Genomic DNA, 19,192 nt, shown 5'->3' on the forward strand with positions numbered 1-19,192 from the left:
TATCAAATTCTTATCCACAATATTTACAATACACCGCTGTTTATTATTACTTGTAAAAATAATAAGCATTAAACGTCTTTAATAATTCGCCAATTTTTACAAAACTCATTCAGATAAAGCATATTAATTAAAATGTCATTAATTCAAGCATCTGCTTTCAGGACATAAATTCGGAAGCAGAAGAGGATTTTATAATTTTTTATGAACCATAACCTCCCTATTTCCCTTTATTTTAAATAAATTTGCATTTCTATCATTCTACAAATTACAAATGTCGATTATTACCCTTACTTCAGATTTCGGAAATTTAGACTACAGAGTTGCCGCTGTAAAAGGCAAGATTCTGTCGCTGAATCCTGAGGTTGATATTGTTGATATAACCCACGACATCCAGGCATTCAACCTCATACAGACCTCTTATATCGTTAGAAACGCTTACAAATATTTTCCAAAAGGAGCTATTCACATTTTATCGGTTGACAGTTTTTTCCATAAATCAAGAAAAAACATTCTTTATAAATCGGATGGATCTTATTTTCTGGCGGCCGACAATGGCCTTTTAAGCCTGATCTTTTTCGATATAAAACCCGAAGCAATTTATGAGATCACTCTTAACAGCAGGTTTGATGATGTGGTAGATTTCACGTCAACGGATGTTTTTGTGCCTGCAGCCGTACACCTTGCCAACGGTGGACTACCGGAAGTAATCGGAAGAAAAATAGACAGCGTTAAGCAGCTTTTATTTCCAAAACCTGTTTATAATGAGAATGAAAGAATGATTATTGGGGAAGTTACCTATATTGATAATTTCGGAAATATTATCTCGAATATCAACAAAGAATTTTTCGAAAGTGCAGGAAAGGGCTATGAAAATTTCACCATTAAATTCAGAAACTTAAGTCTTTCCAGAATATTTTCAAGCCACACCGAAGTGGTTTCCGACTGGGAAAGGGAAACGGAATACCACGGACAGTCCGCAGCAATTTTCAATGACAGCCAGCTTTTGGAGCTTACCATCTATAAAGGAAGCAAAAAAAACGGCGCAAAAAGTTTGTTCGGATTGAATGTTGGGGAAAATATTTACATTGAATTTTTCTAAGATTATATATTCCATAAAAAAACCGATTTTTTTTATATATTTGTCAAAATCTAAAAATTAAAAATGGCAGAATACAAATTATTGCTTCCTTCCATGGGAGAAGGTGTTATGGAAGCGACAATTATCACTTGGTTATTTAATGAGGGTGATAATGTAAAAGAGGATGATTCCGTAGTAGAAATTGCAACAGATAAGGTAGATTCAGACGTTCCGACACCAGTTTCGGGGAAAATCGTTAAAATTTTAAAACGAAAAGACGAGGTTGCAAAAGTTGGTGAAGCCATTGCTATTTTAGAAATTGAAGGAGAAGGCGGAAATACAGGTTCAGAAGAGGTAAAAACAGAGACTCCGGCTCCAACTCCGGATGCTGAAACATTAAAAACAATTGAAGGAGCTTTACAGCCTACCGCTACTTCACATGTAGAATTTTCAGGAGACCTTTATTTATCACCTCTTGTAAAATCCATCGCACAACAAGAAAATATTTCTGAAACTGAACTGCAATCCATCAAAGGAAACGGTTTAGAGGGAAGAATTACAAAAGAAGATATATTAGCGTATGTTGCCAACAGAGGAAACCAGCCTCAAGCAGCACCACAAGCAGCAGCAACGACTCCTGCTCCAAAACCAGCAGTATCTGCTCCGGCGGCTACCGTATCAACCGCAGCAGGTGACGAGATCATTCCAATGGACAGAATGAGAAAGATCATCGCTGAAAACATGGTTAAAGCAAAACAAACGGCACCACACGTTACTTCTTTCATCGAAACGGATGTAACCAACGTGGTAAAATGGAGAAACAAGCATAAAGATATTTTCGAGAAACGTGAAGGTGAAAAACTTACGTTCATGCCAATTTTCGTAAAAGCAATTGTAAAAGCAATCCAGGATTATCCGATGATCAATGTTTCTATCAATGGAGACAATATCATCAAAAAGAAAAACATCAATATCGGTATGGCAACAGCCCTTCCGGATGGAAATCTTATCGTTCCTGTCATTAAAAATGCAGATCAATTATCTCTTTCTGGCTTAGCAAAAGCTATTAACGACTTGGCTTACAGAGCAAGAAATAAGAAATTAAGACCAGAAGATACACAAGGAGCTACTTATACGATTTCTAACGTAGGAAGCTTCGGAAACTTAATGGGTACTCCTATTATTCCACAGCCTCAGGTTGCTATTTTAGCAATTGGAGCGATTGTGAAAAAACCGGCAGTGCTGGAAACGAAAGACGGTGATGTAATTGCCATCCGTCAGTTAATGTTCATGTCTCACTCGTATGACCATAGAGTGGTAGACGGATCTCTGGGTGGAATGTTCTTAAAACATGTTCATGACTACCTGCAGAACTGGGATATGAATACTGAAGTATAAATCATACCCGATTGACTCATATATAAACCTCCGATTTTTCGGAGGTTTTTTGCTTTGGAATTGTCATAAATAATATTAATTTTAAGACAAATTATTTTTCAACACAACATGGAACTGGATTTCAGAAAACTATATACTCCCAATTTATTTGATTTTTCTAAAGAACAAGAGAAATTAATTTTTGAAGTGTACGACAAATTGTTCCAAACATACAGTATTTCAGTCGTAGAAATTGAAAATTCCCCCTACAGCAAAATAAAAGCAGAAAATGAAAACCAACTGCTCACTCCAAAAATCTGCTATTATATTACCCATAAAGACAAAACAAATTCGTTTTACCTATATATTACCAATAAGATCTGGATCACTGCCAAAGGAGGTCTAAGCAGCAATAAATACGACACCTTACAGATTTGGGGAATCAAAGAACTCGATGAAGATCTGGAATACATTTCCATAAAAAGGAAAAAGACTATGGATTGCATTGCCGGGATTTTTAATAAATTTTCGATAGATTTTACAGAAGATAAGGATTTCAACAAAAAATTTTATGTTTTAGGTACTAATGAAAACAAGACCAGAAATTGTCTTACTTCACATAGAAGGCAGGCAATACAGTCTTTTCCAGATGAAAATTTTCAGTTCGAAATAAAAAATGAAATCCTGATTTTTGGAATTCCAAAGGAACTCTCTGTGAATAATGCATTGGCAGTAGCAGATTTTCTGGAAAAAATTTAAACTGAATAAACTTCCCAATCTTCTACCTATATATACAATACACAATGTTGAAAATTTTTACTCCCATACGCAAAGGCCTTAAAAAATCCTTTGACAATATCCGGAACGAGCAGTTGAAGAACAACCTGCTTCAAGCCATTCCTTTTTGGATAGGCTCCGTCATTACAGGTATTTTCGCTGTAATGTATGCTCATATATTTGCATGGGGAGAAAAGCTTTTAGCCTTGATCCTCAACTGGCATGACTGGATGATTTTCATGATTGCCCCTATCGGATTTGTTCTTTCCTGGTGGCTTGTCAAAGAATTCGCACCCTACGCAAAAGGAAGCGGAATTCCTCAGGTAATGGCCGCCGTAGAACTTGCCAATCCTAAAGAACACACTAAAATAAGAAGTCTTTTAAGTCTTAAAATCATATTTTTCAAAATCCTCTCATCCGTTATTCTGGTTATCGGCGGTGGTGCCGTAGGCCGTGAAGGGCCCACCATACAGATTGCGGGTTCCATTTTCAGGAAAGTGAATGAATATCTTCCTGATTGGTGGCCGAAAATATCTAAAAAGAATATGATCATGACAGGAGCCGCTGCAGGCCTTGCTGCTGCCTTCAACACTCCGCTCGGCGGAATCGTTTTTGCAGTGGAAGAGCTTTCAAAAACCCATATTAATTATTTTAAGACCGCGCTCTTTACAGCAGTGATTATCGCAGGCTTAACCGCTCAGACATTGGCAGGATCCTATTTGTATCTGGGCTATCCCAAAACCCATGATGTTTCCTTAATGGTGATGTTCCCGATCGTTCTGGTAGCCGGAGTTTCAGGAATATTAGCGAGCCAGCTTTCCGTGATGATGCTTGCCATGAACAACTGGAAAAAGAAAAACCTGACTACCGACAAAGCGAATGTCATTTTCCTGGTTATCTGCGCTTTATTCATTGCGTGTATTGCCTATTTCATTAACAGGGAAATCTTAGGTTCGGGAAAGGAGATTATGCAGCGTGTTCTTTTCACTCACAACAAACATGAAGAATGGTATGTTCCTGTTTTAAGGATGCTGGGTCCTGCCCTTTCCTTTACTTCAGGAGGTGCAGGCGGAATTTTTGCTCCCGCTCTTGCGGCTGGCGCAAGTATAGGTTCTGTTATTTCAGGAGTAATCCATTTAACACAAAATGAAACGAATGTGGTTATCCTCGGTGGTATGGTTGCTTTTCTTACAGGAATTACCCGGGCTCCTTTTACTTCAGCGATTATTGTATTAGAAATGACCGACAGGCATTCGTTGATATTTCATCTGATGCTTGCAGGAATGATTTCTTCCATTGCTTCCATTCTGGTAAGCCGCCATTCTTTATATGATGTTATAAAAGTTAATTTTTTACACGAGATAAGAAATCAAGATCGTAATGAGACCTTTTAAATTAGGGCAAAAGATCTAAAATAACAATATTCTCATTAAAATCAGAATAATTTTACCGTTAAATTAAAAAACACCTTAAAAAACAGTAATAATTTGTCAATTTGGTTATTTTTGTTATATTTGAAGAAATCAACAAACTCTTAACCATGAGAAAACATTTACTGAATGCAATGTTAATTGCACTTCCGGTATTTGGCTACAGCCAGATATTTCAGGAAGACTTTGATGGAATCGGACCTGGCATTGGTGCCTGGACAGTAATTAATGCAGACGGATTAACCCCCAATGCTGATGTATCTTTTATTACCAATGGCTGGAACAGAATCAACAGACAGGGTACTGAAGGAAATTTTGGAGGACCGGCAGGCAATTATGCCGCCATGAGTACCTCCTATTACACTCCTGCAGGAACTTCCAACGACTGGCTTATCTCTCCACAGTTTACCGTATCAGGAACTTCGCCAACATTATACTGGGACGCCAAATCACAGGACGTCACCTACCTGGATGGATATAAAGTGATGCTGGCTCCCAACGGGGGAAACAATATCTCAGATTTTACGGTACAGCTTTATATCAATCCTGGTGAAAACTCAAGCTGGGCAAGCAGAGCCGCTGCTCTGACTCCTTATATTGGACAGACTGTAAGAATTGCTTTTGTAAACAACAGTACAGATGACTTTCTTTTACTGGTTGACAATATCAAAGTGGATTATACCTACACAGAACCTCCTGCTTCTTATTGTGGACCTTTAAGTTTTGGAGGTATTTTCGGAGACAGCGATGAGCCGATTACACTAGTTAATTTTGCGGGCATCAACAATACTACTGACAGTGAAGAGTATGTAGGCAACTTCCATGAATTCTTCCTGAATCAGACTGCGACTGTTACTCAGGGACAAACCTACGACATTACGTTAAAAGGAAATACGGTTGGAAATTATGAAGACAGCTTTGTGGTATTTATTGACTGGAACCAAAATGGTACTCTTAATGATCCCGGAGAAGTTTACGAGATTGCGCAAACTATCCAAAACTCTACAGGGACAGATGCTATTCAGGCCATACAGGCTATTCCGGTGCCTGCTAATGCCACTCCTGGAACTACAAGAATGAGGGTTAAAAAGATATTTGGCACCATTGATGATGATCCAGACTTCCTGAATCCTTGTATGGGTTCGGACTACGGACAGGCAGAGGATTATTCTGTGAATGTAATTGCCAGTAATCTGGCTGTGCAGGATGCCGTGAAGAAAAATTCAATCTTTAAGGCGTATCCTAATCCGGCAACCGATGTATTGAATATAGATTCTAAGGTAAAAATTAAATCAATCAACGTTTATGATACTGCTGGAAGAAGCGTCATCAGTACGGATGCCAACAGCAATAAATTCTCGGTACATCTTGCTAAATTAGCTGCCGGAATTTATATCGTAACTGCCGAAACTGAAAGCGGAAAAGAGTCTGTAAAAGTGATTAAAAAGTAATTATATTCACCATAAGATAGAAAAGACCTGCTTTTGCAGGTCTTTTTTTATAAATAATCCTTGGGAATATTGCATATTAGAAATAAAATTTCTACTTTTGCACCTCGAAATAATTAACAAATTCATTTAACATTATGAACAATTACGAAACTGTTTTCATTTTAACTCCCGTTCTATCTGATGCTCAGGTGGAGGAAGCAGTGAAAAAATTTGAAGATCTTTTAAAAGAAAAGAACTGTGAAATCGTTGCTAAAGAAAACTGGGGATTAAAAAAACTAGCGTATCCGATCCAATTAAAAAAGAACGGATTCTATACTTTAATCGAGTTTAAAGGAGAAGGAACTATCGTTGCTGATTTGGAATTAGCTTTCAAACGTGACGAAAGAGTAATCCGTTACCTTACGACAAAACTTGACAAGCATGCTATTGAGTACGCTGTAACAAGAAGAACTAAAGTAAAAGCAGCTAAAGCTTAATTATTAATCCTTAAAAAAAGACAAGACAATGGCAATAGATGATATGGCTAAACAAGCCTCAGCTGGAGGAGAATCAGAAGTAAAATTCCTTACTCCACTTGATATCAATACAAAATCTGAAAAGAAATATTGTAGATTCAAAAAATTCGGAATTAAGCATGTAGATTACAAAGATGCTGATTTCTTATTACAGTTTGTAAACGAGCAAGGTAAGATCTTACCAAGAAGATACACTGGAACTTCTTTAAAATACCAAAGAAAAGTTTCTGCTGCTATCAAAAGAGCAAGACACCTTTCTTTAATGCCGTACGTAGCGGATTTATTAAAGTAAGATTCTAAAAAAAAATAAATGAGAGAAGAGGGCAACCTCTTCTTTTGTTGCTGAATACATATTTAATTCTAACTTAATTTAGATTAACAGATCTCAGATTCCAGATTTCAGACTTAAATGTCTACGATCTAATTGTCTACTATCTAGCTTCTAAATTCTAAAAAGGACAACAACAATGCAAATTATCTTAAAAAAAGACGTAGAAAATTTAGGTCTTGAATTCGACACAGTAAACGTAAAGCCAGGTTACGCAAGAAACTTTTTACTTCCTCAAGGGATTGCTCTTTTGGCAACTCCTAAAAACAAAGCTGCTTTAGAAGCTACTTTGGAAGCGAGAAAAGAAGAAGAAGCTAAATTAATTGCTGCTGCTAACGCTATCGTTGAACAATTGAAGAAAACATCTATCTCTATTCCTGCTAAAGTAGGTACAGGTGATAAATTATTCGGATCTATCAACAATTCTGATCTTTCTGCTGCTCTAGCTAAAGCTGGTGTACAGGTAGACAAGAAATACATCAAAATTCCAGGGAACACAATTAAGAGAACTGGTAAAGTAACATCTATCGTTAGACTACACAGAAATGTAGAGTATAACTTCGAATTCGATGTTGTATCTGATGCACCTCCTGCAGCTCCGGCTCCTGCTAAAAAAGTAGAAGCTAAGACTGAAGAAGAAGCTTAGTCAATAAGAGAATTTTTCTCACACCATATAACCACTTCAATTGAAGTGGTTTTTTTGCGTAATAATGAAAGCTAATAGAAAAGCCAATCCCTTCTTAGCCGTTATAATAAGCTTACTGCTCTCCTTTTAAACGCTGCTGATATTCAGTGGGTGGAATTCCAATTACTTTTTTAAATATATTGCTGAAAGAGGAAAGACTGTTATACCCTACCATCATCGCAATCTCATACATATTGTACTTTTCCTCCAACATTAATTCTAATGAACGGGTAATTCTTAACGCCCGCAGAAAACGGACATAATTCATGCCTAAAATCTCTTTAAACTTCCTCGAAAGGGTTCTTGTACTCATCCCGAATTCTTTTGCCGTAGATTCGATGCTAAGCGGCTTTTCAAGATTCGTATGAATGTACTGAGCGATCTTTAATAAGGTTTCATCTTTTGGAAAAGGATGCTGAACAGGAAACGTTAATTTTTTATCTCTTTTTTCGGGTAAAATTCCTTTTAAAGCTTTGAGAAAATAATACTTAGAGCTTTCATTTTTTGTGATTTTCCCATCCCATTCTTTTGTATATAAAATCATCTCTCTCAGGAGATGGCTGACGGAATAAATATCAATTTCATCAAAAAAGCCATCTTCTGCTTCTTCTTTTTTAAAATAAAAATTATATAAATCCACTTTTGGGCTGGAGGTAAATATATAATGTGGCATTCCCGCCGGTATCCACATAAAGCAACGGGCCGGAAGATACCAATGCTTGAGATCTGCAAAAATATGCACGATTCCCCCTTCTGCATACACCAATTGTGCAGAACTATGATGATGTATATCCGTTTTTATATTGCCCGTAAGGACATGATAGACATAAAATGCGGCATCTTCTTCCTCTACTGCTTTAAAATGTTCGTCATTCATATCCTAAAGATAAGTAGAAAATTTTGATTTGGCGTAAATGAGCAAATCTTTTTCTGTTTTCACAAATCGGGTCCCTATGTACACATCGTAACTTTGCAACATCAAAATCAATTCAGCAAAAAACCTTTAATTTATTTATGAAAATGATATTTAACGCATGCGGATATCAATGCATAGCGTTGTGCTTATTATTGATAAGCAGTTTATTACCCTCACAGGTGATAGATTACCAGCACCTCAATCTCCAGCAAGCCATAGAACTGGGTTTGAAGAATAACAAAAATATTCAGATAAGCCACCTAAAGCAGGCCATGTCCGAAACCAAAGAAAAAGATCTTGCTATGGAAAAGCTTCCGGACATTGAATTTCATACCAGCTACAATCAGGTAACCAATCTTTTCCAGCACGAAAACGGTGTATTCGGGAAAGCGACCAAATACGATGTGATCAATGGAATGTATGATTTCACCCTTTCTGCTTCCATTCCTGTATACATGGGAGGGAGAATTAAAAACACGGAGAAAAAAGCAGCCATCGACACCGAAATTTCTACTTTAAAGACTCATCTGGACGAGAGACAGCTTACAATGGAGATCATTACCGCTTTTCTTCAGATCCATCATTTAAAAGAGCAGCAAATGCTTATCAATGAAAAGATGAAAGAAGATTCTGTGAATATTAAACAGGTAAAAGCCTTAAAAGCCAATGGCGTAGTTACCGTAAATGAAGTACTGAGAACGTCTTTACAGCTTTCCAACCATATGATGAGCTGGACGGAACTGGATAATGACATCCAAATCGCAGAACATAAGCTTAAAACCATTCTTTCTCTTCCGGAAAGTCAGGAAATGCATGCCGACACAGAAGATCTGATCTCTGAAAAAGCCACCATTCCTTATATAGAAGAACTTACAGAAACGGCTTTAGCCAAGAATGAATCCGTAGAAATTACACATAAGAATCTTTCGTTAAAACAGCTGGATCAAAAAATTACAAAAGCGAATTATTTACCTAAAATAACTGCTGGTGGAGAATATTTTTTGAAATATCCCAATATGATGTTTTTTCCTCCGGAGCCTTATGCCTACCGATTGGGAATGATTGGAGTGAACCTTACCTATCCGATTGAAAGCTTGTATAAAAACAAATATAAGATGCAGGAAGCCAAGGAAAATATTGACCTTGCAAAGCTTCAGATCGAAGAAAATGAAGAGAATGTAAGACATCATGTGTATGAAGCTTTCAAGAAGTTTGAAGAAACCGACCAAAAAGTAAAAATTGCGGAAGAAGCAATCAATCAGGCTAAAGAAAACTACCGGATCGTACGAACGAAGTATGTGAATAAATTAAGCCTTATTACTGAGCTTATTGATGCTGATAATGCTTATCTGGAAGCCCGCTCTAATTTAATTTCTGTAAAAATAAACCGACAACTGAAATACTATCAACTCCAATATACGATTGGAAACTTATAAAAACTATGGCAAAGAAGCAATTAACACAAAAGGAAAAAAGAATCAATAAGACGATTACTTTATTAGCCTGGATCCTTATTATCAGTGGTGTCACGGGGATGGTAAGTTTTTATCTTTTTTCCCGAAAAAATGTTACAACGAACGATGCACAGATCGAGCAATATATTACGCCTGTTTCGAGTAAAGTTTCAGGGTTCATCAAAACGATACGGTTTAACGAAAATCAGTTTGTACACAAAGGTGATACACTGATTGTCATAGACAACAGAGAATTCGTCAATCAGGTTAAAATGGCGGAAGCAAACCTGCACGCAACTTCTGAAAATATCACCACTATTGAAAGCGGCGTGAATACCAAAGAAAGTGATACGAAGATCATTGATGCCAAAATATCTTCTGCAAAGATCGATATCTGGAGAACCGAACAGGATTATAAAAGATACAAAAATCTGGTGGCTGAAGATGCTGCAACCGAACAGCAGTTTGAAAATGTAAAAGCATCTTATGATCAGGCTAAAGCCAATCTTCTGGCATTGGAACAGCAGAAAAATGCGGTAAGAGCCAGTGCCAGCGAACAGGAAACGAAAGTTGCCCCGGCAAAAAGCCAGATTCAGCAGAGTTCTGCAAGTTTGAATAATGCTAAATTATTTCTTTCCTATACGGTCATTACAGCACCTTATGATGGATGGGTCGGAAAAAAAACGATCCAGGAAGGACAGCTAATCAAGGAGGGACAGGCACTCGTACAGATCGTAAGCAAGGAAAAGTGGATCATCGCCAATTATAAAGAAACTCAATTGGGCGAAATCGATCAGAAACAGGACGTAATTATCACTGCTGATGCCTTTCCGAATGTGGAGTTTAAAGGAAAAATAGTATCTGTTTCTCCTGCGTCAGGATCTCAGTTTTCTTTGATCAAACCTGATAATGCTACCGGAAACTTTGTGAAAATTGAACAGAGATTTCCTGTGAAAATTATTCTTGATAACAATAAAGACAATGAAAAGCTGCTTTCCGGGATGAATGTTCTGGTAAGCGCCAGAAAAATATAAAATTTGGGAGGGATAAGCAGTAAGACTGATGAAGCAGAAAAATCCCTTTCAAATTTTACCATTAAATTATTTTTTAGCGAAAAGGCGGAATCGCAAAATCGTGAATTTGCCAATTTTTTTCTTTAGCATTTTTATCATTTTACTTTTTTTACACTTATGATTTTCAGCCTTTTCGCTTTTTATTTTTTGCCAATCTATTATGCAACATAATACCATCTACTATAATTGGGTACCACAATGGCTGAAACTGCCGCTCCTTGTACTGGCACTGTTTCCCCATTTGATGTTGTTATCGCTTTTACACTCTAACAGCGCTTTCACATCTTCTTTTATGGATGTAGATTCAGACGACATCCAATATTTATTGATTTTGATGTATGGGACATTTGTGGTTACCCTTTTAGTTTTACCGAGATTTATGGCCTATTTCAGCGTCAAATATTATATTCTGCTGATGTCTTCCATCTCCGTGATTATTTTATACATTCTATCTGCTACTCACGACTATCATATCATCCTGGTGATCCGGTTTCTGGAAGGAATTTTCGGATTGCTGGAAGGTGCGATCTTTCTGCCTTTGATTATTGCAGAATTAAAAACAAAGCACGCTAAAGTGATTGCGTACCTGTTCATGTACACCATTATGCTTACAGGAGGTACCGTTACCAGCTCTTTATTAAAATCAAGCATTCAGGATTACGATTTCCGGCATATGATTTTAATGATTTTATATTTCCATATTTTTGTTTTAATCATTGGTATTGTTCTATTCAACAGAAATAGATTTCTCCCTAAAATGCCTTTATATCAGCTGGATATTACAAGTTGGTTTCTGTTGTGGGCCTGTCTGCAGGCTGGAGCCTATGCTATTATTTACGGAAAAAGACTGATGTGGTTTGAATCTGATATCATCACGATGTGCCTTTTTGTATTTCTGATTTCAGGAGGTTTATTTATGCTGAAACAGAGAAACTCCAAACGGCCACTTTTCCATTTTGAAGTATTCAGCTCCAGAAATGTTGTTGCCGGAATGGTCCTGTTTTTCATATTTTATTTGATCCGCGCAGGTCTGAACAATGTGTACAGCATTATGGCAACCGTCTGGAAATGGCCATGGGATTACATCATCAACATTCAGTACTGGAATGTTGCAGGAACCCTTTTAGGCGTATTTTTATCCGGCATTTGTTTAATGAAAGGAGTCTCTTCAAGAATTGTTTTCTTCACGGGATTTCTCCTTCTTGCTATAGACTGTGCCTGGTTTACGTACACATTCTATCCCGATACTACCCTTTCAACCATTTGTCCGCCATTATTTTTACAGGGAATCGCGCAGGGACTATTATTTACGCCATTGGTTTTCTTCCTGATTTCCGGGATGCCTGAAGATTATGTGGCCAATGCGACTGCGTTAGGGACCACGACCCGTTTCTGGACGACAGCTATCGGATATGCTTTAATGCAGAATTTAATGCTGGCTTTAAGTTTAAAACATTCTGATGCCCTAAGTTTTCAATTAACCGACACCAATCCTGTTTTCTACTCCCAATGGAATCAGATATTTGGAGCGAACATCTCCAAATTGCCCGTCAATGAATCATTATCCATGACTGCCGGTGCTTTTAAGGCTAAAATTGCCGCACAGTCTATGCTGCTTTCCAATATGGAAATATTCACCGGATTATTCTGGCTGGCTTTAATCACAGCCTTACTTTTATTGATGTATCATCCTGTAAAAATAGCCATAAGAAACATCATGTAATTTTTAGGCAGATAATTTGCATGATCTACCGAAATGTACGGTATGAATATTCAGGAAGTCCTATCAAGCCAAAAAGTGTTTTTTCAAAGTCAGAAGACTAAAAATATAAAGTTCAGGAAAATATATTTAGAAAAGCTAAAATCATTGATCATCCAGAATGAAGAACTTTTGTATGAAGCAATTGATAAAGATTTTGGAAAATCTAAATTTGACACCTTTACCACAGAAATTTCTTTGGTTCTAAAAGATATTGACTATTATCTGAAAAATCTTAATACATTATCAAAACCTAAAAAAGTAACGACCAACCTGGCCAATCAGCTGGGAAAAAGCAGGTTGTATCCGGAACCTTTGGGCTGCGTTTTGGTGATTGGCGCCTGGAATTATCCATATCAGCTGTCTTTATCTCCCATTATTGCAGCTTTGGCCGCCGGAAACTGCTGTATTCTTAAGCCAAGTGAAATAGCGGAAAATACCATGAAAGCCATGGCAACTATCATCAATGAAAATTTTCCACCGGAATATCTATACGTTTATGAAGGCGGAATTGATGAAACAACAGCCCTTTTGCAATTGAAATTTGACAGTATCTTTTTCACAGGAAGCACTAAAGTAGGGAAAATTGTCTACAAAGCCGCTGCCGAACATTTAACGCCCGTAACGTTAGAATTAGGAGGAAAATCTCCGGTAATTGTCACTAAAGATGCCGATCTGAACGTGGCTGCCAAAAGAATCGTCTGGGGAAAATTTTTAAACGCAGGGCAAACCTGTGTCGCTCCGGATTATCTGTTGGTTGAAGAAACTGTTCAGGAGCAGTTTTTGGAAATGCTGAGAAATTATATTAAAGAATTCCAATACAGCCCAGGATCTGAACAATATACCAGAATCATTAATCAAAGAAACTTCCAACGGCTTATTAAGCTTATCGATAAAGAAAAAATATATTATGGCGGTACCTGGAATGAAGATCAGTTGTATATAGAACCTACCCTCCTTACTCAGGTAGATTGGCAGGATGATGTGATGCAGGAAGAAATTTTTGGTCCCATTCTTCCGGTAATTTCTTTTACAAGCTTTCCTATGGCCCTCAATTCAATACTGGAGCTGGAAAAACCGCTTTCCGCCTATTTATTCACCAATAATGCTGAGGAAAAGGAAAACTTCTTACAGAAGCTTTCTTTCGGTGGAGGCTGCATCAATGATGTTATTATGCATTTAAGCAACGACTATTTGCCTTTTGGCGGTGTAGGTCACTCTGGCATCGGAAACTATCATGGAAAATATGGTTTCGAAACTTTTTCGCACCAGAAAGCTGTACTGGAAAAAACAACCTGGGGCGAACCCAATATTAAATATCCTCCGTATTCTGAAAAAAAATTAACCTGGATCAAGAAATTTTTATAAACAACAAAAACCGAGAAATTTCTCGGTTTTTGTTGTTTATGACTTAGGAGTCCAAGTATTGAAAAATTCTTTTACTTTTTCTTCACTGTATCCTTTTCCTTCTTCCAAAACATCACTTTGCTGTACATGAAGCTTTTTACCATTTTTATCTAATACAATAAAGAATGGGTAACCCTGTTGCTCTTTCGTATCTATATAATTGGAAAATACTTTTTCATTTTTATTTTCCGGAGAATAATTAAGGTGGTAATATAAATAGTTCTTATCTAGAATACTTTTTAATGCAGGAGTAGTCTGCACATAATTATTAAAGCGGAGACACCAGATACACCAGTTTCCTCCTGCCTGAATAATAATATTCTTCCCTTCCTTCTTCGCCTGTGCAACTAATTTATTGATATCTGCCTGTGCATCAGCTTTTGGATTATAAGGTTTAGGTAATTTCCCCTTTTCCTCTGCAGCCTTTTTCTTCGCCTCCAATTCTGCAGGATCCGTTTTTACCAGTAAAGCGTTATCTTTTTTTCTGGGTTCAGCTGGTTTTTGTGCCTCTTGTGAAAACGCCAGCGTGCTCAATCCTAAGAAAGCTATAATTGACAATTTTTTCATACCATAAAAATAAAAAATTAATACTTATTATCAGCAAAAATAGAACCGTAATTTTTTTATCACTAAATTTGCCTGTTTTATGAATTTCCTGATCAAAATATTATATCTCATCTCCAAACTTCCGCTTAAAATATTGTATATTTTTTCGGACGTTATGTTTTTCCTCAACTACTATATTGTGGGATACCGGAAAAAAGTGATTACTCAAAACCTGAAAAACTCCTTCCCCGAAAAATCTGACGAAGAGATCCGGGACATACGAAAGAAGTTTTATCTGAATTTTTCAGATTATCTGGTAGAAACAATCAAATCATTCAGCATTTCCGAAACAGAATCCAGGGTGAGAATGCAGCACATCAATCAGGAAGTTTTTCATGATGCCAAAAGAGAAGGTAAAAACATTATTCTACTCGCAGGGCACGTATTCAACTGGGAATGGATGAATGCATTTGCAGCTATTATCCCTCAAAAGCACTGTCATCCTGTATACCGAAAAGTAAACAGTGATTTCTGGGAAAACCAGATGAAAAAGGTGCGGAATAAATTCGGAAATGAAGCGCTGGAAGCGAATGAAGTGATCATCAATATTTTCAGGTCAAAAAACGATGGTGATTCCACTTATATGTTCGTAGCAGATCAAACACCGCATATTGCTCACGTTAATTACGGATTAGAATTTCTTAATCAGAGAACACCGGCTTTCATCGGGTACGATAAACTGGCCACCAGAATGGATCTTGCTTTTATCTACTGCGAAATGAAAAAGGTAAAACGCGGATATTACCAGGTAAATTACCACAGAATATTTCCTGACGGTGAAAAATTTGTAGAACATGAAGTGGTGAAAAAATTCCATAAACTGCTGGAAAATACGTTACGCAAACGTCCGGACAATTACTTGTGGTCTCACAGAAAATGGAAATACCAGGACTCTATCAAAACATTTGATTCAGAAAAAAAATAGATTGTCAATGCCTCACAAATTAGCAGTTGCCATTTTAAACTGGAACGGTAAAAACTGGCTCGAAAAATTTCTTCCAAGTGTTATTCAGTTTTCTCAAAAAACGGATATTTATGTAATTGATAATCTTTCTACGGATGATTCCATTGAATTTCTGAAGCATAATTTCCCAACGGTTACAATCATCTCCAATGATAAAAATTATGGTTTTGCAGGCGGATATAACGAAGGATTAAAGAAAATTGATGCCGATTATTATTGTCTGTTAAATTCTGATGTAGAAGTTACCGAAAACTGGATTGACCCTGTGCTGGAACTGTTTGAAAATAATTCAGAAATTGTCGCTGTACAGCCTAAAATTTTATCCTACGATAACAAAAAATTCTTTGAATTTGCAGGAGCCGGCGGAGGACTCATTGATAATTTAGGGTATCCTTACTGCAGGGGACGTGTTTTTGACAATCTGGAAGAAGATAAAGGGCAATATGATGATGAAACAGAGATTTTCTGGGCTTCAGGATGCTGCTTTTTTATCCGTTCAAAAGATTTTTGGGAACAGAAGGGCTTTGATGCAAGATTTTTTGCCCATCAGGAGGAGATCGACCTTTGCTGGAGGCTGATCAATACTGGAAAAAAAATATTTTATACCGGAAAATCCACTGTCTATCATGTAGGAGGAGGTACATTAAATAAACAAAGTGCTCAAAAAACCTATTTAAACATCAGAAATAATCTTTCAATGATGCTGAAAAATCTGCCTTTTGCGAAACTGATCTGGCTGATATTTTTCAGGCTTTGTTTAGATGGTATTGCAGGAATTTATTTTGGTTTTAAACATGGCTTCCCCCATCTTTGGGCTGTTGTGAGAGCTCATTTTGGGTTCTATGCTCAGCTGCCGGGTACAATTAGGCTTCGTCAAACCCATCAGAAAGCAAGCTTTTATCAATCTAAATGGCTTATTTTTAAACATTTCTTATAGATAAAAGAAGACGAAATTATTGAAAAAGGAAATTAAATTCACCTGTAACAATCAATTCATAACTAAAATTTAATTCAAAAAGATGGATTTCTGCGCAATAGATTTTGAAACGGCTACTAATGACAGAAGCTCTGCCTGTGAGGTTGGGGTGTGTATTGTACAGGATTCAACGATTATAGAAACAAAGACCTGGCTGATTAAACCGCCCAGTTTTCCTTATTTCAGTCAATATAATGTTGCTGTTCACGGCATTCAGCCGAACGATGTGAAAGATGCTCCTACTTTTGATGAGATTTGGTATGAAGTTCAGGAAATGATGTATGGAACGCTGATGGTGGCTCATAATGCAAGTTTTGACGCCGGAGTTTTACGGGGATGTCTCAATCATTACGGGATGTTTACTCCAAAAATTGATTATTTATGCAGTATTCAGCTTGCTAAAAAATCATGGAATTATCTCCCGAAATATGGTTTAAAACATCTTGCTGAATATCATCAGATTAAATTCAATCATCATAGAGCCGGTGATGACGCAGAGGTTTGTGCAAAAATTTCTTTATTAGCTTTTGAAAAACTGTTTATCACAAGCAATGAAGAAGTTCATGAAAACTTGAAATTAAAGATCAAGAAACTCTAATTATCACCTTCTTTCCACAGATTACTGTGAAAATCCTCTTTCTTTATCGGGAACAGATACGCAATTAATTGCTTAACACTTCAGACAACAGATTGAATTTTGGGATATCGATCTCAAAGGTTTCCTGTGTATTCATGTTTTTAACTAGGTATTTCCCGCTCATATTGCCAACTCCTGACCGAAGCATTACATTTGAAAAGTAAGCGAAATCTTCGCCAACCAATACTTCCGGAGTTAAACCAATTACGCCATCTCCTATAATTTCTGTAAATCCAAAGCCTACATCAAAAATAAGCCATTTTCTTTTAAGAATTTTTATAGGAAAACTTCCATCATTCTCGATCGTGATATTGTATTTAAATACATAACGATTTTCGGACGGATAACTGTTTTTACTATCATATTCAGGTACTACTGAAACTTTGATATTGGAGGTCATTTTTGAGAACATCATCGTAGTATTTGTTGTAATAGATACAAAAATCTCGCCCTTTTGAGGCGAGATCGGATATTTATATTATAATTTTATTAAAACTTATAATTCCAGGCCTCTTCTTTCGTCACCACCCATTAATATTTCAACAGGATTGTCGATACCTTCTTTTACTGCCACAAGGAATCCTACAGATTCTTTACCGTCAATAATTCTATGGTCATAAGACATCGCTACGTACATCATAGGACGAATAACTACTTGTCCGTCAACCGCAACCGGTCTCTGAATAATGTTGTGCATTCCTAAGATTGCAGATTGAGGCGGGTTGATGATCGGTGTAGACAGCATAGATCCGAAAGTACCGCCATTTGTAATGGTGAAAGTACCTCCAGTCATTTCGTCAACCGAAATTTTTCCGTCTCTTACTTTAGTTGCAAGATCTTTAATGTTCGCTTCGATTCCTTTGAAAGACATATTTTCAGCATTTCTCAATACAGGAACCATTAATCCTTTAGGACCTGATACCGCAATTGAGATATCGCAGAAATCATAGTTTATTTTGAAATCACCATCAATAGATGCATTTACATCAGGATACATTTTTAGGGCTCTTGTTACCGCTTTCGTGAAGAAAGACATAAAACCGATTCCTACTCCGTGTTTTTGAGCAAATTCTTCTTTGTATAGCTTTCTTAATCTGAAGATTTCAGACATATCAACTTCATTGAAAGTAGTCAACATTGCTGTTTCATTCTTTACAGAAACCAATCTTGAAGCGATTTTTCTTCTAAGAACTGAAAGTTTAGTCGTAGTTGAAGCTCTTGAACCTGTAGCAGATAATGAACTTCCTCCCATTGCAGGAACAGCCGCTAATTCAGCATCCGTTTTAGTGATTCTTCCATCTCTTCCAGATCCTGAAACTTGTCCTGCATCTACTCCTTTTTCGTCAAGGATTTTCTTAGCAGCAGGAGACGGAGCACCCGTTGCATAAGTTTGTGCAGCAGCCTGAACAGCTGGTTTTGGAGCCTCAGCTTTTACCGGTTCAGCAGCTTTAGGAGCTTCCTCCTTTTTTGGAGCTTCAGCGGCAGGAGCAGCAGCACCTTCCGGTTTTGCAGCGTCCCTATCAATTAAACAAACTACCTGACCTACTTGTACCACATCACCTTCTTCTGCTTTTAAAGTGATAATACCACTTTCTTCTGCAGGCAATTCCAGTGTTGCTTTGTCTGAGTCTACCTCAGCGATAGGTTGATCTTTTTCTACATAATCACCATCTTTTACAAGCCAAGTTGCAATTTCAACTTCTGTAATTGATTCGCCCGGTGAAGGAACTTTCATTTCTAAAATTGACATATTGAGTAT

General features: G+C 37.1%; 19 protein-coding genes. 15 read left to right on the forward strand and 4 right to left on the reverse strand.

The window, feature by feature from the left end; all coding sequences use genetic code 11:
* Nucleotides 1-271: 271 nt before the first annotated feature.
* The 8 genes from IW15_RS11690 to rplI all read left to right on the forward strand — a co-directional run bounded on the left by IW15_RS11690 (nt 272) and on the right by rplI (nt 7,602).
* Complete coding sequence (locus IW15_RS11690; RefSeq protein WP_034711436.1) at nt 272-1,099, forward strand: SAM hydrolase/SAM-dependent halogenase family protein; 828 nt, start codon at nt 272-274, stop codon at nt 1,097-1,099.
* A gap of 63 nt (nt 1,100-1,162) precedes the next feature.
* On the forward strand, nt 1,163-2,476 hold the full coding sequence (locus tag IW15_RS11695) for a dihydrolipoamide acetyltransferase family protein (protein WP_034711438.1): 1,314 nt from the start codon (nt 1,163-1,165) through the stop codon (nt 2,474-2,476).
* A gap of 108 nt (nt 2,477-2,584) precedes the next feature.
* Nucleotides 2,585-3,214 (forward strand): hypothetical protein, encoded by a 630-nt coding sequence (locus IW15_RS11700; protein WP_034711440.1) that lies wholly within the window; start codon nt 2,585-2,587, stop codon nt 3,212-3,214.
* Nucleotides 3,215-3,258: 44 nt separating this feature from the next.
* A complete protein-coding gene (locus IW15_RS11705; protein WP_034711442.1) occupies nt 3,259-4,626 on the forward strand; it encodes a chloride channel protein in 1,368 nt (455 codons plus the stop codon).
* 146 nt (nt 4,627-4,772) lie between these two features.
* The gene (locus tag IW15_RS11710; RefSeq protein WP_034711444.1) at nt 4,773-6,113 is read left to right on the forward strand and encodes a T9SS-dependent choice-of-anchor J family protein; all 1,341 of its coding nucleotides are present in this window, start codon (nt 4,773-4,775) and stop codon (nt 6,111-6,113) included.
* Between the two features lie 134 nt (nt 6,114-6,247).
* On the forward strand, nt 6,248-6,589 hold the full coding sequence (rpsF, locus tag IW15_RS11715) for a 30S ribosomal protein S6 (protein ID WP_034711445.1): 342 nt from the start codon (nt 6,248-6,250) through the stop codon (nt 6,587-6,589).
* 28 nt (nt 6,590-6,617) lie between these two features.
* Nucleotides 6,618-6,920 carry a 30S ribosomal protein S18 gene (gene rpsR, locus IW15_RS11720; RefSeq protein WP_034711446.1) on the forward strand — a complete coding sequence of 101 codons (303 nt, stop codon included), beginning with the start codon at nt 6,618-6,620 and terminating at the stop codon, nt 6,918-6,920.
* Between the two features lie 175 nt (nt 6,921-7,095).
* Nucleotides 7,096-7,602, forward strand: a complete 507-nt coding sequence (gene rplI / locus IW15_RS11725) for a 50S ribosomal protein L9 (protein WP_034711447.1) — start codon at nt 7,096-7,098, stop codon at nt 7,600-7,602.
* Between the two features lie 112 nt (nt 7,603-7,714).
* On the opposite strand, the gene IW15_RS11730 is transcribed toward rplI, so the two are convergent.
* Entirely contained in the window at nt 7,715-8,518 is an 804-nt protein-coding gene (locus IW15_RS11730) for a helix-turn-helix domain-containing protein (protein ID WP_034711449.1), read from the reverse strand.
* Between the two features lie 137 nt (nt 8,519-8,655).
* Here IW15_RS11730 and IW15_RS11735 point away from each other — a divergent pair, with 137 nt between their 5' ends.
* From IW15_RS11735 to IW15_RS11750, 4 genes are all read left to right on the forward strand, one after another.
* Nucleotides 8,656-9,993, forward strand: coding sequence for a TolC family protein (locus IW15_RS11735; protein ID WP_228384355.1), 1,338 nt, complete (start codon nt 8,656-8,658; stop codon nt 9,991-9,993).
* Nucleotides 9,994-9,998: 5 nt separating this feature from the next.
* Nucleotides 9,999-11,045 carry an HlyD family secretion protein gene (locus IW15_RS11740; RefSeq protein ID WP_034711452.1) on the forward strand — a complete coding sequence of 349 codons (1,047 nt, stop codon included), beginning with the start codon at nt 9,999-10,001 and terminating at the stop codon, nt 11,043-11,045.
* Between the two features lie 199 nt (nt 11,046-11,244).
* Nucleotides 11,245-12,807, forward strand: coding sequence for an MFS transporter (locus IW15_RS11745; RefSeq protein WP_034711453.1), 1,563 nt, complete (start codon nt 11,245-11,247; stop codon nt 12,805-12,807).
* Nucleotides 12,808-12,849: 42 nt separating this feature from the next.
* On the forward strand, nt 12,850-14,211 hold the full coding sequence (locus IW15_RS11750; RefSeq protein ID WP_034711894.1) for an aldehyde dehydrogenase: 1,362 nt from the start codon (nt 12,850-12,852) through the stop codon (nt 14,209-14,211).
* 36 nt (nt 14,212-14,247) lie between these two features.
* Here IW15_RS11750 and IW15_RS11755 read toward each other — a convergent pair whose 3' ends face one another.
* Complete coding sequence (locus IW15_RS11755) at nt 14,248-14,817, reverse strand: thioredoxin family protein (protein ID WP_034711454.1); 570 nt, start codon at nt 14,815-14,817, stop codon at nt 14,248-14,250.
* A gap of 79 nt (nt 14,818-14,896) precedes the next feature.
* Between IW15_RS11755 and IW15_RS11760 the strand changes: the two genes are divergently transcribed.
* From IW15_RS11760 to IW15_RS11770, 3 genes are all read left to right on the forward strand, one after another.
* Nucleotides 14,897-15,781, forward strand: a complete 885-nt coding sequence (locus tag IW15_RS11760) for a lysophospholipid acyltransferase family protein (RefSeq protein ID WP_034711455.1) — start codon at nt 14,897-14,899, stop codon at nt 15,779-15,781.
* Nucleotides 15,782-15,788: 7 nt separating this feature from the next.
* Complete coding sequence (locus IW15_RS11765; protein ID WP_034711457.1) at nt 15,789-16,757, forward strand: glycosyltransferase family 2 protein; 969 nt, start codon at nt 15,789-15,791, stop codon at nt 16,755-16,757.
* An 82-nt stretch (nt 16,758-16,839) separates the two neighbouring features.
* Nucleotides 16,840-17,394, forward strand: coding sequence for a 3'-5' exonuclease (locus tag IW15_RS11770; protein WP_034711459.1), 555 nt, complete (start codon nt 16,840-16,842; stop codon nt 17,392-17,394).
* Nucleotides 17,395-17,458: 64 nt separating this feature from the next.
* On the opposite strand, the gene apaG is transcribed toward IW15_RS11770, so the two are convergent.
* The gene (gene apaG / locus IW15_RS11775; RefSeq protein ID WP_034711460.1) at nt 17,459-17,848 is read right to left on the reverse strand and encodes a Co2+/Mg2+ efflux protein ApaG; all 390 of its coding nucleotides are present in this window, start codon (nt 17,846-17,848) and stop codon (nt 17,459-17,461) included.
* A gap of 81 nt (nt 17,849-17,929) precedes the next feature.
* The gene (gene odhB, locus IW15_RS11780; protein ID WP_034711461.1) at nt 17,930-19,183 is read right to left on the reverse strand and encodes a 2-oxoglutarate dehydrogenase complex dihydrolipoyllysine-residue succinyltransferase; all 1,254 of its coding nucleotides are present in this window, start codon (nt 19,181-19,183) and stop codon (nt 17,930-17,932) included.
* Nucleotides 19,184-19,192 lie beyond the last annotated feature (9 nt).

It is taken from the genome of Chryseobacterium soli, assembly GCF_000737705.1.
Taxonomy (GTDB): Bacteria; Bacteroidota; Bacteroidia; order Flavobacteriales; family Weeksellaceae; genus Chryseobacterium; species Chryseobacterium soli.

Excerpts from the sequence above, each read along its gene's own strand:
- IW15_RS11690 (WP_034711436.1), top strand. The coding sequence starts at position 272 with ATGTCGATTATTACCCTTACTTCAGATTTCGGAAATTTAGACTACAGA.
- IW15_RS11695 (WP_034711438.1), top strand. The coding sequence starts at position 1,163 with ATGGCAGAATACAAATTATTGCTTCCTTCCATGGGAGAAGGTGTTATG.
- IW15_RS11700 (WP_034711440.1), top strand. The coding sequence starts at position 2,585 with ATGGAACTGGATTTCAGAAAACTATATACTCCCAATTTATTTGATTTT.
- IW15_RS11705 (WP_034711442.1), top strand. The coding sequence starts at position 3,259 with ATGTTGAAAATTTTTACTCCCATACGCAAAGGCCTTAAAAAATCCTTT.
- IW15_RS11710 (WP_034711444.1), top strand. The coding sequence starts at position 4,773 with ATGAGAAAACATTTACTGAATGCAATGTTAATTGCACTTCCGGTATTT.
- rpsF (WP_034711445.1), top strand. The coding sequence starts at position 6,248 with ATGAACAATTACGAAACTGTTTTCATTTTAACTCCCGTTCTATCTGAT.
- rpsR (WP_034711446.1), top strand. The coding sequence starts at position 6,618 with ATGGCAATAGATGATATGGCTAAACAAGCCTCAGCTGGAGGAGAATCA.
- rplI (WP_034711447.1), top strand. The coding sequence starts at position 7,096 with ATGCAAATTATCTTAAAAAAAGACGTAGAAAATTTAGGTCTTGAATTC.
- IW15_RS11730 (WP_034711449.1), bottom strand. The coding sequence starts at position 8,518 with ATGAATGACGAACATTTTAAAGCAGTAGAGGAAGAAGATGCCGCATTT.
- IW15_RS11735 (WP_228384355.1), top strand. The coding sequence starts at position 8,656 with ATGAAAATGATATTTAACGCATGCGGATATCAATGCATAGCGTTGTGC.
- IW15_RS11740 (WP_034711452.1), top strand. The coding sequence starts at position 9,999 with ATGGCAAAGAAGCAATTAACACAAAAGGAAAAAAGAATCAATAAGACG.
- IW15_RS11745 (WP_034711453.1), top strand. The coding sequence starts at position 11,245 with ATGCAACATAATACCATCTACTATAATTGGGTACCACAATGGCTGAAA.
- IW15_RS11750 (WP_034711894.1), top strand. The coding sequence starts at position 12,850 with ATGAATATTCAGGAAGTCCTATCAAGCCAAAAAGTGTTTTTTCAAAGT.
- IW15_RS11755 (WP_034711454.1), bottom strand. The coding sequence starts at position 14,817 with ATGAAAAAATTGTCAATTATAGCTTTCTTAGGATTGAGCACGCTGGCG.
- IW15_RS11760 (WP_034711455.1), top strand. The coding sequence starts at position 14,897 with ATGAATTTCCTGATCAAAATATTATATCTCATCTCCAAACTTCCGCTT.
- IW15_RS11765 (WP_034711457.1), top strand. The coding sequence starts at position 15,789 with ATGCCTCACAAATTAGCAGTTGCCATTTTAAACTGGAACGGTAAAAAC.
- IW15_RS11770 (WP_034711459.1), top strand. The coding sequence starts at position 16,840 with ATGGATTTCTGCGCAATAGATTTTGAAACGGCTACTAATGACAGAAGC.
- apaG (WP_034711460.1), bottom strand. The coding sequence starts at position 17,848 with ATGATGTTCTCAAAAATGACCTCCAATATCAAAGTTTCAGTAGTACCT.
- odhB (WP_034711461.1), bottom strand. The coding sequence starts at position 19,183 with ATGTCAATTTTAGAAATGAAAGTTCCTTCACCGGGCGAATCAATTACA.